General features: G+C 41.1%; 14 protein-coding genes and 1 pseudogene. 5 read left to right on the top strand and 10 right to left on the bottom strand.

The annotated features are described in order from the left end of the window. Positions 1-230: 230 nt before the first annotated feature. Positions 231-515 (bottom strand): putative quinol monooxygenase, encoded by a 285-nt coding sequence (locus PH210_RS25080; RefSeq protein ID WP_289989107.1) that lies wholly within the window; start codon positions 513-515, stop codon positions 231-233. Between the two features lie 698 nt (positions 516-1,213). Further along, a complete protein-coding gene (locus PH210_RS25075) occupies positions 1,214-2,194 on the bottom strand; it encodes an SDR family oxidoreductase (protein WP_289989106.1) in 981 nt (326 codons plus the stop codon). A 271-nt stretch (positions 2,195-2,465) separates the two neighbouring features. On the opposite strand from PH210_RS25075, the gene PH210_RS25070 reads away from it, so the two are divergent. Both PH210_RS25070 and PH210_RS25065 read left to right on the top strand, forming a co-directional pair. After that, complete coding sequence (locus PH210_RS25070) at positions 2,466-3,245, top strand: SDR family NAD(P)-dependent oxidoreductase (RefSeq protein WP_289989105.1); 780 nt, start codon at positions 2,466-2,468, stop codon at positions 3,243-3,245. A gap of 298 nt (positions 3,246-3,543) precedes the next feature. Beyond that, positions 3,544-3,939, top strand: a pseudogene (locus tag PH210_RS25065) (tyrosine-type recombinase/integrase); the annotation flags it as partial. A gap of 112 nt (positions 3,940-4,051) precedes the next feature. Here PH210_RS25065 and groL read toward each other — a convergent pair. Both groL and groES read right to left on the bottom strand, forming a co-directional pair. Continuing rightward, a complete protein-coding gene (gene groL, locus PH210_RS25060) occupies positions 4,052-5,683 on the bottom strand; it encodes a chaperonin GroEL (protein WP_289989104.1) in 1,632 nt (543 codons plus the stop codon). Between the two features lie 56 nt (positions 5,684-5,739). Beyond that, positions 5,740-6,024, bottom strand: a complete 285-nt coding sequence (gene groES, locus PH210_RS25055) for a co-chaperone GroES (RefSeq protein WP_223596509.1) — start codon at positions 6,022-6,024, stop codon at positions 5,740-5,742. Positions 6,025-6,525: 501 nt separating this feature from the next. Between groES and PH210_RS25050 the strand changes: the two genes are divergently transcribed. Both PH210_RS25050 and PH210_RS25045 read left to right on the top strand, forming a co-directional pair. Beyond that, entirely contained in the window at positions 6,526-7,248 is a 723-nt protein-coding gene (locus PH210_RS25050) for a CPBP family intramembrane glutamic endopeptidase (protein WP_289989103.1), read from the top strand. Continuing rightward, positions 7,245-7,445: a YdiK family protein gene (locus PH210_RS25045; protein ID WP_289989102.1), complete on the top strand. Its 201-nt coding sequence runs from the start codon at positions 7,245-7,247 to the stop codon at positions 7,443-7,445. Before PH210_RS25050 ends, PH210_RS25045 begins: the two co-directional genes overlap by 4 nt. Before the next feature lie 52 nt (positions 7,446-7,497). Here the strand turns inward: PH210_RS25045 and PH210_RS25040 are convergent, their stop codons facing one another. The 6 genes from PH210_RS25040 to moaC form a co-directional block, all read right to left on the bottom strand. After that, positions 7,498-9,015, bottom strand: coding sequence for an MDR family MFS transporter (locus PH210_RS25040; RefSeq protein WP_289989101.1), 1,518 nt, complete (start codon positions 9,013-9,015; stop codon positions 7,498-7,500). Between the two features lie 12 nt (positions 9,016-9,027). Further along, on the bottom strand, positions 9,028-9,738 hold the full coding sequence (locus PH210_RS25035; protein ID WP_289989100.1) for a cytoplasmic protein: 711 nt from the start codon (positions 9,736-9,738) through the stop codon (positions 9,028-9,030). A gap of 13 nt (positions 9,739-9,751) precedes the next feature. Continuing rightward, positions 9,752-10,474, bottom strand: coding sequence for a polymer-forming cytoskeletal protein (locus PH210_RS25030; protein ID WP_289989099.1), 723 nt, complete (start codon positions 10,472-10,474; stop codon positions 9,752-9,754). A gap of 12 nt (positions 10,475-10,486) precedes the next feature. After that, the gene (locus PH210_RS25025; RefSeq protein ID WP_289989098.1) at positions 10,487-11,110 is read right to left on the bottom strand and encodes a YhbD family protein; all 624 of its coding nucleotides are present in this window, start codon (positions 11,108-11,110) and stop codon (positions 10,487-10,489) included. Between the two features lie 121 nt (positions 11,111-11,231). After that, a complete protein-coding gene (locus tag PH210_RS25020) occupies positions 11,232-11,897 on the bottom strand; it encodes a redox-sensing transcriptional repressor Rex (protein ID WP_289989097.1) in 666 nt (221 codons plus the stop codon). A gap of 30 nt (positions 11,898-11,927) precedes the next feature. After that, positions 11,928-12,419, bottom strand: a complete 492-nt coding sequence (gene moaC, locus PH210_RS25015; protein WP_223596519.1) for a cyclic pyranopterin monophosphate synthase MoaC — start codon at positions 12,417-12,419, stop codon at positions 11,928-11,930. Between the two features lie 173 nt (positions 12,420-12,592). Between moaC and PH210_RS25010 the strand changes: the two genes are divergently transcribed. Continuing rightward, positions 12,593-14,509 carry an ABC-F family ATP-binding cassette domain-containing protein gene (locus tag PH210_RS25010; RefSeq protein WP_289989096.1) on the top strand — a complete coding sequence of 639 codons (1,917 nt, stop codon included), beginning with the start codon at positions 12,593-12,595 and terminating at the stop codon, positions 14,507-14,509. Positions 14,510-14,722: the final 213 nt, after the last annotated feature.

Genomic DNA, 14,722 nt, shown 5'->3' with positions numbered 1-14,722 from the left:
CCTCTTTCTATATCGATTATCACTATCCCAATGGAAGCTGGATAGATGATCTGAGAGCATCACGCCAAATCGGTAATTCGCGATATTAATATATTAGCCATCTGGTCCGTACAAATCAAAAGATTTGTTTCGAAGGAGATACGGCGAAAAGCTCACATCTTAAAAAAGACGACTAAAAAACCTGCATATAACAGGTTTTTCCGACAGTTCCGCCACTCCATCTTGTGAACTTATTCCATTATTTTTAGTTTATACACTTTTCTAGTTGATACAAGGTCTGCAATATTGTTCCTGTATTCCTGATAATGAGCCGACTGAATATGGTGTTCCAGCGCTTCCTCATCCTTCCACACTTCATATAAAACAAAAGTTTGGTCTTCAGATTGGTGCAAGTCATACTTTATACACCCCGCCTCTTCCCTTGATGCCGCTTGTACCTTTTTGAGTTCTGATAATAGTTGCCCCTGCAGGCCTTCTTTTGGTTTTAATACAGCAGTAATTACAATATGCTCCATTTTCATCCCCCTTAATAATGAGTAGTTTGTCTTTCTTTTAAAAGTTGGTGGCAGTGGAGTTAATGTCCCTCCCAGAATCATGTAAAAATATACCCTTTTTAATCTCTTATCCACTTCAGTTATGTAAGCTTTTAACTGTTACTCTTAACTTTTTTAGTTAGGCTTAAATTAGTACAGGACTTGATACACATTGATAAAACCTCATAAGCAGTTGCTTTAATAAATTATAAAAATAAGGACCTACCAGGTCTGGGGCTTCAAAACCAAATTTCTTATAAAAATCTTGTTTTCCTTTTCCACTAAATAATTGAACTCACTTAATATCTTCTTCCTCATATTTTTTAATAATATTAATAATGATGTTATTACTTTCTTTCCACACTATAAACTTGATGGCAATTCGTTTCCTAAAAACTATACTCCACTTATCAAAGTACAAAAAAATATTTTTATACACTTGACACTTACATTTTTAAATATCACCCCTAAAAAAAGCAAGTGTCAAGTGCTATTCTTTAGATTATTGGGTAATTCAGCTCGTAACTTGGGTAGCAATAGTATGGTGGTCTAAGGGCTATTTTAGACATTGGCCAGGAATCCTCCATATAGACCATCTTTACTTTTTCATTTGAATGGTTTACTAACAATAGCTTTACTTCTGGGTTAAATTCATATCTCAAAATGGTAACCTCCCTCCATTAGGAATGTGTGGATTCTCCCCCATCTACATGAAGAACTTGACCAGTAACAAAACGAGAATCATCAGAAGCAAGATAGACGAAGGTTGGTGCGAGTTCAAATGGATGGGCAACTCGTTCCATTGGATTAAATGCTCCATATACAGCGACTTGGTCTGACGAGAAACTTGCTGAAATAAGTGGGGTCCAAATCCGGCCGGGGGCGACGGCATTGACTCGGATCCCTTGTTTCACGACATTTTTAGCCAGGGCACGTGTCCAACCAACTATTGCGCCTTTTGTGGCCGTATAATCAATCATTTGTTGCTCCCCTACATACGTCACCACTGAAGAAGTGCCAATGATTGAGCTGCCTGGTTTTAAATGAGGAATTGCTGCTCTTGTTGTGTAAAAATGAGAGTATATATTTACTTTGAAGGTGTCATCGAATTGCTCATCGGTAATGTCAAGCAGACTTAGTTGTTGGAATTGGATACCAACGTGGTTACAAAGAATATCAAGACGTCCAAACGTCTTTACTGTTTGTTCTACAATGGAGATACAATGTTGTTTGTCTCGCAAGTCACCAGGCATTAGAAAACATCGTTGTCCGAGTTGTTCAATCCTCGTTTTTGTTCTATTTGCATCCTCATGTTCATCTAAGTATGAAATAGCAACATCTGCGCCTTCTTTAGCAAACGCAATTGCTACTGCTGCACCAATACCACTGTCACCCCCTGTAATAAGTGCTACTTTTCCTGTTAACTTTCCACTCCCTTTATAGTTCGGGTTTTCGATAATTGGAAGGGGTACCATAAATTTTTCCACTCCGGGATGGCGCAGCTGGCGCTGTTCAGGTAAACTTATCGGAATTTCTTCGTAACGTGTGATTTTCCCATAGTTAGGGTACATGGGATAAGGATGAGTTTTCATGTTCGCTTTAAACATTTGTTGCATTTGCTTTATTTGGTCTAATTGACGACTTTGATCCTTTTGATCCATCGAAACCTCCTATAGAAATAATTTTCTTCTATAGAATGTATATGTTGTTCACTACAAATAAAGTAAAAAAAGGTGGGGAAAAAGTTGTTTACTTTCAACACAGAAGCGTATTCTTCCTCAAAAGAGACACCTTTTTCTTTCCCAATTCTGCCCCTTTTTTACTGCGCCCGAAAACCCTCTAGCTTACTTTTTTGGCAAAGTATAAAAGTGATGATTAGATAGAATACTTTATTAGTCAGTGGTCTAATAACATTTCGGAGGAAAAATGCCAATGAATACAAAAGAGTTAAGAAATATCCATGCCCTCGTAACAGGTGCTTCAAGCGGCCTAGGATTTTCCATGGCGGAGGCTTTGCTTCACGCTGGAGCCACGGTGGCGTTAGCTTCTAGAGGTGGAACTAAATTGGATCAAGCAGTAGAGAAGTTAAAGCGCGAGGGTTATCCTGCTGTTGGAATTCCTTTGGATGTTCGATCAGAACAATCCGTTAATCAGGCGGTCGAATGGGTGAAAAGAGAATGGGGGAAGCTGGATGTTCTCGTCAATAATGCGGGAATTGGGATGAGGACAGTAAACCCGCGTTTTTTAGTCGAGCCTCAGCCATTTTTCAAAGTAACACCAGAGGGGTTTCGAGATTTAATTGATACCAATCTCACAGGATATTTTTTAATAGCTCGAGGGTTTGCTCCTTTAATGATGGAACAGGGTCATGGGCGAGTCATTAATATTTCTATGAATCATGAGACTATGAAAAGAAAGGGTTTTGTACCTTATGGACCATCGAGGGCAGCCACTGAATCACTCTCATATATAATGGCAGAAGATTTAAAGGAATATGGAATTATGGTGAATATGCTTTTACCGGGTGGTGCCACTACTACCGGGATGATTCCGGACGAAGTTCGAAAAGAGATTGAATCAAAATTCCAGCTATTAGATCCAAGGGTTATGGCCGAGCCGATTGTTTTTTTAGCCTCAGCTGCTGCAGAGGGAATCACAGGTGAAAGAATAGTAGCCACCGATTTTCAAGACTGGCTTCTCAAAAGAAAATAAGTTTTTTAATCACAGGGACGAATTCTTTCCTCTTTAAAGAAGTAGAGCTGTCCCTGTGCTTATTTTTTTATATTTTATGAGATGTCCAGCTCCGGCGTGTCCGTCAAGAAGACTAAAGAGCAAAGCTTCTCGCCAGCTTATCTAGACTCAACCCTCTCATCTACGCGCTTCCGCTTTTGTTCCTTCGGGTTCTGCAAAGTTTAACGATAAAAAAGGAACATTACGGGTAACCAAAACCTTATATAATCCAAATAACAATTTTGAAGGATATCAGCTTCTTACTCCCAAAACAAAGGGATCCGTCCGAACAATTAAAATTGATGATCACCTGGTCAATTTACTAAAAAGGCATCGTATAAAGCAAAATAAACTCAAAAACAGACTCATTTATAAAGATAGTGGGTTTATATTTGCCCGGGATGATGGACATCCACAATTAAGAAAAGTTATTGAAACAAGGCTTAAACGATTGCTGAATAAATCAGGGATAGAAAAAAATATCACTCCCCATTCCTTCAGACATACTCATACTTCTTTATTAATCGAAGCCGGGGTGGGAATTAAAGAAATCCAGCAACGGTTAGGTCATACGGATAGCAATACAACAATGAACATTTACGCCCATATGACCGCCAATATGGAAGAAAAGGCCTCCCAACAGTTTAGCAAACTGTTGAAAGACCTTCTCATTTAGTTAACTTTTTTGTCATAGGTTGCCGTGTTTTTGTAAAACGAGGACAAATCCGAGGACAAGAAAAGCAAATATTCATTTTAGACGTTGGTATAACAAGGTTTTAAAACCTTAATTACATCATGCCGCCCATGCCGCCCATTGCGCCCATGTCAGGCATTCCAGCAGCACCAGCTGGTTCTGGCTTGTCAGCAACAACTGCTTCAGTTGTTAAGAACATAGCTGCAACAGATGCAGCATTTTGAAGCGCAGAACGAGTTACTTTAGTTGGATCCACGATACCAGCTTCGATCATGTTTACCCATTCGCCATTAGCAGCGTTGAAGCCTGTTCCAACTGCTTCGCGCTTTAAGCGGTCAACGATAACTGAGCCTTCAAGGCCAGCGTTGTGAGCGATTGTGCGAACTGGCTCTTCCATCGCACGTAATACGATGTTGATACCTGTTGCTACGTCACCTTCAGCTTGGATTCCAGCTACTTTGCTGTATACGTTTAGAAGGGCAACACCACCACCGGATACGATACCTTCTTCAACTGCAGCACGAGTAGAGTTCAAAGCGTCTTCGATACGAAGCTTGCGCTCTTTTAATTCAGTTTCAGTTGCAGCACCAACTTTGATTACTGCTACACCGCCAGCTAGTTTAGCTAAGCGCTCTTGTAATTTTTCACGGTCAAATTCAGAAGTAGTTTCTTCTAATTGAACACGGATTTGGTTTACACGAGCTTCGATTGCTGCAGAATCTCCTGCACCTTCAACGATTGTTGTGTTTTCTTTTGTTACAACCACTTTAGAAGCGCGTCCTAAAGATTGGATTGTAGCAGTTTTTAATTCACGGCCAAGCTCTTCAGTGATGACTTCTCCGCCAGTTAAAGCAGCGATATCTTCAAGCATTGCTTTACGGCGGTCACCAAAGCCAGGAGCTTTAACAGCTACAGCATTGAATGTACCGCGAAGCTTGTTCACTACTAAAGTAGATAATGCTTCACCTTCGATATCTTCAGCAACAAGTAATAATGGCTTACCTTGTTGAACCACTTGCTCGAGAACAGGAAGGATTTCTTGAATGCTTGAAATCTTCTTGTCAGTGATTAAGATATATGGGTTTTCTAATACAGCTTCCATTTTTTCAGTGTTTGTTACCATGTAAGCTGAAACGTAACCGCGGTCGAATTGCATACCTTCAACAACGTCTAGTTCAGTTGTGAAGCCTTTAGACTCTTCGATTGTGATAACACCGTCGTTGCCAACGCGCTCCATTGCTTCAGCGATTAATTGGCCTACTTCTTCGTCAGCAGCAGAAATAGCCGCTACTTGTGCAATAGAAGATTTGCCTTCAATTGGTTTTGAGATAGCTTTTAATTCTTCAACAGCTGTAATTACTGCCTTTTCAATCCCTTTGCGGATACCCATTGGGTTTGCACCAGCTGTTACGTTCTTTAAGCCTTCGCGGATCATCGCTTGAGCAAGAACAGTTGCAGTTGTTGTACCGTCACCGGCAACATCGTTTGTTTTGCTTGCTACTTCAGCAACAAGCTTAGCACCCATGTTTTCGAATGCATCTTCTAATTCGATTTCTTTTGCGATCGTTACACCGTCATTTGTGATTAATGGTGAACCGAATTTTTTTTCAAGAACCACGTTGCGTCCTTTAGGTCCAAGAGTTACTTTTACTGCGTTTGCAAGTGTATCTACACCGCGAAGCATCGCGCGTCGTGCGTCTTCACTAAACATAATTTCTTTAGCCATCGTTCAAAAAACCTCCTCTTAAAATTACAGATGTTATTTTTTAAAAATCAACCTTACTACGCTAAAACAGCAAGGATATCGTTTTCACGTAAAATTAAATATTCAACGCCTTCGAATTTTACTTCAGTACCAGCGTATTTTGAGAAGATAATGCGGTCACCTACAGCTACTTCAAGGGCAACGCGTTCGCCATTTTCTAGCACACGGCCAGTTCCAACAGCAACAACTTTTCCTTCCTGAGGCTTTTCTTTCGCTGAATCCGGTAATACGATACCGCTTGCAGTTTTTTCTTCTGATTCAACAAGCTCAATGACAATGCGATCACCTAATGGTCTTAACAAATCAAACAACCTCCTCAAAAATATATGTAATTCTGACATTATTAGCACTCTCTACGAATGAGTGCTAACACAATTATTATAATAATGAATCTGTAAATCTTTTGCAAGTCTGAAGCATAAAATTTTTACAGCAGGGCAAATCTTTTTTTCAACCTTAATCAGTATGTGAAATACAGCAATTTCTATACAAAGAATTTGGATAAATTGTTCAAAATTGAACGGGGCCCTTTTTAAAGGTAAAATGTAGGATGGAATCATATCGAATTTATTTCTTTTTAAATTAAGGCTGTGTTAAAGGGCACTGATGATTTTTTAAACCTGTTGATTGGAGCGGAAGGCGCGAGACTTCTGCGGGATATAGAGGTCACTGGAGACCCCGCAGGCGCCAAAGCGCCGAGGAGGCTCCAGGACCTCCCCGCGAACCGCACGCGCCTGAAGCGCAAATCAACAGCCAAGTCAAACACAGCCATATTAAAAATAGATCAGAAGGAGATTACTTATTTGAAAAGGGAATATTGGATAATTTTAATTGTTTATATCGTTATGCAGTTTTCCAGTTTAGCTGGCGTTCCGTTATTCATGTTCGGTTTTAAGCATTTTGGGGGCAAACTGGAATTAGCTGTGCCCGTTTGGCTGTTGACTAGTTTTACAGTTGCTCTCATCATTATTCTTTTTATTTTACGGAATGAAATGAAAGGACAAAGCTTCGAGCGCAAGGGAAGTTCCTTCTCGTACTCGGCGATGTGGGCAGTGGCCGGCTTTTTCTTAGCTCTATTTGCCCAGTACGTAGCGGCTATTATTGAGCACCTGATTGGCATTAACCCAGGCTCTGAGAACACGAAAGAGATTGTTAATATTATCGAAACCTTCCCATTGGCGATTTTTGTCACAAGCATTGTGGGTCCGATTCTAGAAGAAATTGTTTTTCGAAAAATCATTTTTGGTGCCCTTCATAAACGATTTAATTTCTTTATCTCAGCGATTATCAGCTCGGTCATTTTTGCCGCAGCCCATATGGAGTTTCAGCATATCTTACTGTATTCGGCTATGGGCTTCACCTTTGCTTTTCTTTATGTCAAAACAAAACGCATAATCGTGCCGATCTTTGCACATGTCACGATGAATACCTTAGTTGTCCTCGTTCAGTCTGTTTATCGGGAGGATATCGAAAGACTGATGCGGGAGGCCGAGGCGGTTCAAAACTTTATCGGAGGCTTTCTATGAGACGTTCACCCTTGATTTCCGGATTGATTTACTTTCTACTCGGCAGTTTATTTACTTACTTCGCTGTTGATGACGTGCAATCAAATGGCTGGGGTTTTTTCAGCTACCTGCTCGTTGTCTTAGCCACCTTTGACTTCGGCTCCGGCATAAAAATGATCACTTTCCACTTTAAATATAAAAACAAAGTAGATAAATAATGAAAGGTGTCAGGCACCATGTGAAAAATTCACAATGGTGCCTGACACCTTTTTATTTGGAAATCCCTTTCTGCTTATGGAACACCATTCGTTCTTTGCCTAAGATAAAGATGAAGAGAAAGGCGATGCCTGCCGGGACGAGTGCCCATGTAAAGGTATGAACAATGGAGCTGGAAAGAGCATCGGTGATTTTATCAAGAATCTGAGGAGGAATGTTCTTTCTTGCCTCTTCCGATAATAACGCTCGTGAATCGCCAAATGCGCCACCCTTAGGCATTGGCCCCATTCCGGAAAACGCCTTTTCCAATCCCTCTTTGAAGTCGCTCCTTTGAATTGTTCCAAAAATCGTAATCCCAATAGTCATTCCCAGGGAGCGGATAAAGTTGCTGGTTGAGGTGGCGGAGCCCCTTTGCTCCATCCCGAATGGATGAATCGCAGCCATGCTTAAAACGGAAAAAGAGAAGCCTACCCCTAAACCTATGACAATCATATACAGGGTCAAGATCGCCCTGCTTGTTTCTGGTGCAATGGTGCTTAGAAGGATAAACCCGCCTATTAAAATAACACCTGATATAAACATAATGTTCCGGTAGCTCATCTTCGTCGTTAAAAAGCCGCCAAGCTGTGCCGTCACAACGGAACCAAGCATCATCGGCAATAAAATAAGCCCCGAATTCGTAGCGCTCCCACCATATACCCCCTGCACAAAAATCGGGATATAAACGGTTCCCGCCATAAAGGCAGCCCCGTAAAACAAGCCAACTAGTGTACTTCCAGCGAACAACTGGTTTTTAAACATCGCAAACGAAATAATTGGATCCTTCGCCTTTGTTTCAGCAAACAAAAAGATCAAAAGTAGAACCCCGAAGCCTGTGAATAAACTAATAATCGTTGAAGAATTCCAATCATACTTTTGTCCCCCTAATTCAAGGGCAAACATTAAACAAACAACTGCGCCAATTAATGTCACAGCTCCCCACCAGTCAATCGACTGCTTCTGGTGAATCGGCGATTCCTTGTAAGAGATAACGATAAAAATTAATGATAAAATCCCAAGCGGGAGATTAATATAGAAAATCCAATGCCAGCTGATGTGGTCGGTAATATACGCACCCAACAGCGGCCCGAAGATACTTGAAAGCCCGAAAACTGCCCCGAACAAACCGCCCATTTTCCCGCGTTTTTCGGGTGGAAATAAATCGAACATAATCGTAAACGCAATTGGGACAAGCGCACCGCCGCCAACCCCTTGAATCGCGCGGTAAATACTTAATTGCGTGATCGTTTCGGCTGTTCCGCACAGGGCCGATCCGGCCATAAACAATATAAGTCCAAAAATAAAGAACCTTTTGCGGCCATACATATCCGATAATTTGCCAAAAATCGGCATCCCGGCCATTTCCGCGACCATATAAGCGGAAACCACCCAGACAAAGCTTTCCAGCCCGCCAAGGTCACCAACAATCGTTCCCATCGCTGTGACGACAATCGTGTTATCCATCGATGCCATCAATATCCCTAATAATAGCCCCGCGACAACTAAACCTAATTTACTCTCTTTTGCTACCATCCGATTTCTCCTTTATATCTTTGTCTTTGTTTTGATTGTTGCTTGGGAATCCTGGCTTAGATGCTCTCGATACTCTACCAATCCTATTTGGCAGCCCTGGCCAATTTTCACCTGATTCCCGCGGACAATATCTGCCGTTGTGTTTTCAAGAAAAATGTCATCCCCTTCGATGACTTTCGCTTTAAGAGTCCCAACCTCTTTTCCAAAGGGAAGAAGGGTGTTTTTTTTCTTTTTGACAGTTATTTTTCCCCCGCCAATTTCCTCTGCAGTGCTTTGGCCGAAGCGCAGCCCTACCTTAATCGTATCTGCGGTTAATAAACCCTTAATTTCAAAACCGCCGCTTGAATCGAAGGTTTCATACTCTACATCTCCATTTACCACGATGCTCCCTTTAATTGATGCTTGATCGCCGATAAGTCCCTCGCCTACTTCGAGCAGCCCAAGGATCTTTATTTTTTTCATCTGTGCCCGGCTGCCGACAGACATCGTTCCCATGATAAGCGTTTCTTCAGCCTCGATATTCCCTTTAACCTCTGCCTCCCCCAGAATTTTTACTGAACCTGTTTTAACATTTTCGACCGCTTCGCTCGTTCCATATACATGAAACGAGGAACATTCTACATCACTTACAATCGTTCCTTCTCCCCTGATGCTGATTTTATCGTAACGGCCGCCAGGGTAACTTCCTGAACCATTGATAATCAAGTTTGCGTCTTTTTTCATTTCCCTTCCCCCCTTATGCCTTTCTGATATCATTCACGATAGCGTTTTTATCCTGTGAAAATTCGTCTGTGTATTCAACTACGCCAATCTGACAGTTCGGTCCAATTCTGACCTGATTGCCTCGGACCACTTTGGCAATCGTATTTTCCAAGTCAATTTTATCCCCTTCAATTAACTCCGTTTCTAATTGCGCTTTGAAAATTGGCTTTAATAAAGCACTGATGAACGACCCTTTATGCTGCCTTACAGTTATGGTTTGCCCGCCAATCTCTTTTGCTTTGCATTCCCCATATATCTTTATCTCAACTTGATCCGCGTTTAAAAGCCCTCCGATTGTGAAGCGATATTCTCCTTTAAATAACTCAGCCTCGCAGTCTTCCCCCACTGAGAGCATGCCGCGAAGTTTAATCTCCTCACATTTTACGCTCCCGCCTACAGAAGCTTTCCCAGAAACTCTTAAATTTTTCACATTCAGGTTCTTCTCAAATTTTGCCGTCCCTTCAACTGTCAACTTTTCGCTCTCGAAGGTTCCTTTAAACTTGGCATTCCCGTTTACTCTGGCCGTATCTGCTGTAACATTTCCATTAACCGTCCCTAAACCATTACATTCAAATTCATGACATTCCACATCATTGTTGATCGTCCCTCTGCCATTTAATGTAACTAGGTTAAACTGTCCCCCATTTGAAGAACCTAAGCCATTAATGGCCAAATCCCCTCTATTTTTCAATTCCATACGGATTCTCCTTTATACTAATTTCGATTTGATTTCTTCCATACAGGTCATCAAGGAAACCTGGACGACAACCTTCGTTCCCCGCTCAAAATGGACCTCTTCAGCATTAATCAGTAAGAGACACGATGATACACCGAGCTTGCGGGTAATCATGAGTTCACAGCTTTTTTGCTTAATCAGCGCTGCATTATCCTTTAGTACCTGCAGCAGCATTTTCCCTTCATCCAAATTGATTTCCCCAGATTGCAGCAACTTTTCTAAAACATAAACTTCAAGCATTCTGGAAAAGTTAAATTTTGGGCCGCTTTGGTCATTTTCAAGGTAAAGATTCATCACCGCATTTGAAACAATGTTACGTTTTATTAACTCGTCCCTATCTAACTGCAAATCGCTCAGGCTTGGAGAAAACATGTCGGCTAGTTCATCCAACGATAAATTTTCCTTCATTGTTTGAATCTTATTGATTCTTTCTAGGATTTTTTCCTTCGGAAAGAAGGTTTCCTGGCCGGTAAATGTCGATTTCCTTACAAACCATTCCTCCGGTATAAGATCTTTACGCTTCCATCTATACAGCTGACCATAAGATATTCCCGCCAGCTCTAATAATTCCTTTTTCGAAATTAACTCCTCGCTCATGATTAAAACCCCTTTCTACGTAACAATGTAACATAACACTGTTACGTTGTAAAGATTCAAAAAACTTGTCCTAATAAAAAAAGGGCCATCCGCAAAATTTTGCGAAAAGCCCTTAAACCTTTTATTCTTCGATTTCGATTTCATCTGTTGGATTTGGATAATGCTTTAAAAAGTAAATCAGTGATTGCAGCTCGACAGCTAAATCAATGTGATGAACACGAAGAGAAGACGGAACATTTAATCTTGCTGGTGTGAAATTTAAGATCCCTTTCACATTTGCCTTTACAAGCCGGTCTGTAATCATTTGGGCTACCTGTGCCGGAACGGTTAAAATCGCCACCGATATTTGATGTTCGGTGATTACCCTTTCCAGCTCATCCAAATGATAAACCGGTACCTCGCGAATCATCGTTCCCATTTTTCCAGGATCGACATCAAATGCGCATTCAATTTTCGTATTGTTATTTTTTAAAAAATTATAGTTTAAAAATGCTGTGCCAAGATTCCCTACCCCAATTAAAGCAACCTTTGTCAGCTCATCCTGGTCCAATGTTTTCCGGAAAAAGGTTAATAAGTAATTCACATTGTAGCCATAACCCTTTTTCCCTAAAGCTCCGAAATAGGAAAAATCCCTTCGGATGGTCGCCGAATCTACCTTTACCGCTTCACTTAATTCTGCGGATGAAACTCTTTGCTTGCCGGAAGAATGCAGGTTTTTTAAAAATCGATAATAAAGGGGCAGCCGTTTGGCTGTCGCCTGTGGTATTTTCATCGTTTCATTACTCATAATCTCCCACACCCCATATAAATAGTTTTGTTAAACTAGTTCTGTTCTCTTAAAATCTCCATTTTTACCGCCCGTTTTCTCTACTAAATAGGTCGGTCCGATGACCATTCCTTTATCAACGGCTTTACACATATCATAAACGGTTAAAGCACAGGCAGAGGCTGCTGTTAACGCTTCCATTTCTACACCTGTATTTCCTTTTGTTTTAACAGAAGCAGCAATATGTAATTGATAGTTATCTCCGGTCTGCTCCCATGAGAAAGAGATGTTTACTCCCGTTAATGGAATCGGGTGGCACATTGGAATGAGATCCCATGTCTTTTTCGCAGCCATCACGGCGGCAACCTGCGCTACAGCTAAGACATCGCCTTTTTTCATTTCATGATTTGTTATTTTTTCAAAAATTTCTCTGCTGACTGTAATACTTGAATGAGCAAGAGCGGTGCGAGCCGTTTCCGGTTTATCGCTGACGTCAACCATCTTAGCCCTGCCTTCTTCATTAAAATGAGTGAATTCTGCCATATAAACAATCCTCCGATTAAATCATACACTATTTTTCTTTCTATGTCTGTGAAACTTTGAACTATCGGTACATTTTTTTGTCCATGAGGTATTCACATCAGGGGAACTGACATGCTTTATTGCCGGACCTTAGGGAATACGGTAAACTATTAAGTAGTATAGAGGTGAATTTTATGATTTTATTACAGGTTAATCAATTACAAAAATATTATGGTGCTGACCTTATTTTATCGAATATAAAGCTGGAATTACAAACAAGAGACCGCGTCGCCCTTGTTGGCCGTAACGGTGCAGGCAAATCAACGTTGTTGAAAATCATTGCCGGCCATCTGTCACATGATGGCGGGGAAATTATTAAGCCGAAAGATGTGACCATCGGATACTTGGCGCAAAATACGGGGTTAGAATCCAATTTGTCTATCTGGGAAGAAATGCTGACTGTTTTTGAAGAACTTCGGCAAATGGAGAAGTCGCTGCGCAAACTTGAGGAACAAATGGCGGATCCTAGAATTTTCGAAGACTCGAGCAGATACGAACGAATTTTAAAAGAGTACGATGGACTTCAAGTGAAATTTAAGGAGCAGGGCGGCTACCAGTTTGAGGCGGATATTCGCTCCGTGCTTCATGGACTAAATTTTCATGATTCAAATGTGATGATCGCCAGTTTAAGCGGTGGTCAAAAAACCCGGCTTGCTTTAGGGAAACTGCTATTAACCAAACCTGACATCTTAATACTGGACGAGCCGACCAACCACTTGGATATCGATACTCTATCGTGGCTGGAGCAATACCTTCAGGGTTATGAGGGTGCCATATTAATTGTTTCCCATGACCGCTATTTTTTAGATAAAGTCGTCACACAGGTGTATGAGGTATCCCGGAAGCAGATTCAGCGCTTTACGGGCAATTACAGCTCATATCTAGACCAAAAAGCGGCCAACTATGAGCGCGACATGAGGCTTTATGAAAAGCAGCAGCAAGAGATTGCGAACCTGCAAGACTTTATTCAGCGCAATTTAGCCCGTGCCTCAACAACCAAACGTGCGCAAAGCCGGCGGAAAAAGCTTGAGAAAATGGAGGTCATGGATCGTCCATTAGGGGATGAAAAGTCTGCTTCTTTCTCATTTGAAATTGAGCGGCAGAGTGGTAATGATGTTCTTATGGTGGATTCCCTTGCGGTCGGGTACGAGGGTGCTGTGATTTCTGAGGGGATTTCTTTACGGGCCTTTAAAGGTGAAAGTATAGCTCTTGTTGGTCCAAATGGAATCGGCAAATCAACGCTTTTAAAAACGATCATTAAAAAGCTTCCAGCATTGAGCGGGACGATTCATTACGGGACAAACCTCTCAATTGGCTATTATGACCAGGAGCAGGCGGAGTTAAAATCAAACAAACGTGTCCTTAACGAATTATGGGATGATTATCCGTTGAAAAATGAAAAAGAAATCCGGACAGTGCTCGGCAATTTCTTATTTTCTGGCGATGACGTACTGAAAACGGTCTCGACTTTAAGCGGCGGCGAGAAGGCGCGGCTTGCCCTTGCGAAACTTATGCTCGAGAAAGCAAATGTTTTAATCTTAGACGAGCCAACGAACCATCTTGATTTAGATAGTAAAGAGATTCTTGAGAATGCCCTAATCGATTACCCTGGCACGATTTTGTTTGTATCACACGACCGCTATTTCATTAACCGCATCGCTACAAAAGTGTTGGAGTTAAGCCGTGAGGGCAGCTGTGAATATCTTGGGGATTATGATTATTATTTAGAAAAAAAGCTGGAACAGGAAGAACTGGCGGCATTAGCCCTTGCCGATTCTGTTAAAAAGGTTCAAGTTGATACATCAGAAAAAAATAGTTATCAACAGGACAAGGAAAGTAAAAAACTAGAGCGGCAGCGAAAACGAAAATTAGAAGAAATCGAATTAAGGATTGCTGAGCTTGAAGAGGACATTCAGGATTGTGAAGTTTTATTATGTGAGCCGGATATTTTTCAGAATCACGAAAAAGTGTTGGAAATTAACATAAAAAGTGAAAAAGCCAAAGCTGAGCTCGAGCAATTGATGGAAGAATGGGCGGAGCTGGCGGAATAGTGGAATAACCGGACTGATTAGTCCGGTTATTTTTTTGTTAGGATATCCACAAGCAAATCTCCTTTGCTCACTAGCTTATCCACATTTCAAATAGCATAAATACAAATAGTTTTATTAGTTTTCCACATTATCCACAATAAAACGACTAGTTATCCACAATATTAACAGGAACACATGTACTTATCCACATTAGTGGCTATATAGCCGTTTTTA

The sequence above is a fragment of the Paenibacillus sp. BSR1-1 genome (assembly GCF_030403775.1).
In the GTDB taxonomy this organism is placed as follows: domain Bacteria; phylum Bacillota; class Bacilli; order Bacillales; family Cytobacillaceae; genus Neobacillus.
The sequence above is the reverse complement of the archived record's forward strand: the minus strand, read 5'-3'. Positions and strand labels throughout refer to the sequence as shown.

Excerpts from the sequence above, each read along its gene's own strand:
- moaC (WP_223596519.1), bottom strand. The coding sequence starts at position 12,419 with ATGGCAGAATTCACTCATTTTAATGAAGAAGGCAGGGCTAAGATGGTT.
- PH210_RS25020 (WP_289989097.1), bottom strand. The coding sequence starts at position 11,897 with ATGAGTAATGAAACGATGAAAATACCACAGGCGACAGCCAAACGGCTG.
- PH210_RS25070 (WP_289989105.1), top strand. The coding sequence starts at position 2,466 with ATGAATACAAAAGAGTTAAGAAATATCCATGCCCTCGTAACAGGTGCT.
- PH210_RS25080 (WP_289989107.1), bottom strand. The coding sequence starts at position 515 with ATGGAGCATATTGTAATTACTGCTGTATTAAAACCAAAAGAAGGCCTG.
- PH210_RS25030 (WP_289989099.1), bottom strand. The coding sequence starts at position 10,474 with ATGGAATTGAAAAATAGAGGGGATTTGGCCATTAATGGCTTAGGTTCT.
- PH210_RS25075 (WP_289989106.1), bottom strand. The coding sequence starts at position 2,194 with ATGGATCAAAAGGATCAAAGTCGTCAATTAGACCAAATAAAGCAAATG.
- PH210_RS25040 (WP_289989101.1), bottom strand. The coding sequence starts at position 9,015 with ATGGTAGCAAAAGAGAGTAAATTAGGTTTAGTTGTCGCGGGGCTATTA.
- PH210_RS25025 (WP_289989098.1), bottom strand. The coding sequence starts at position 11,110 with ATGAGCGAGGAGTTAATTTCGAAAAAGGAATTATTAGAGCTGGCGGGA.
- PH210_RS25045 (WP_289989102.1), top strand. The coding sequence starts at position 7,245 with ATGAGACGTTCACCCTTGATTTCCGGATTGATTTACTTTCTACTCGGC.
- PH210_RS25010 (WP_289989096.1), top strand. The coding sequence starts at position 12,593 with ATGATTTTATTACAGGTTAATCAATTACAAAAATATTATGGTGCTGAC.
- PH210_RS25035 (WP_289989100.1), bottom strand. The coding sequence starts at position 9,738 with ATGAAAAAAGACGCAAACTTGATTATCAATGGTTCAGGAAGTTACCCT.
- groL (WP_289989104.1), bottom strand. The coding sequence starts at position 5,683 with ATGGCTAAAGAAATTATGTTTAGTGAAGACGCACGACGCGCGATGCTT.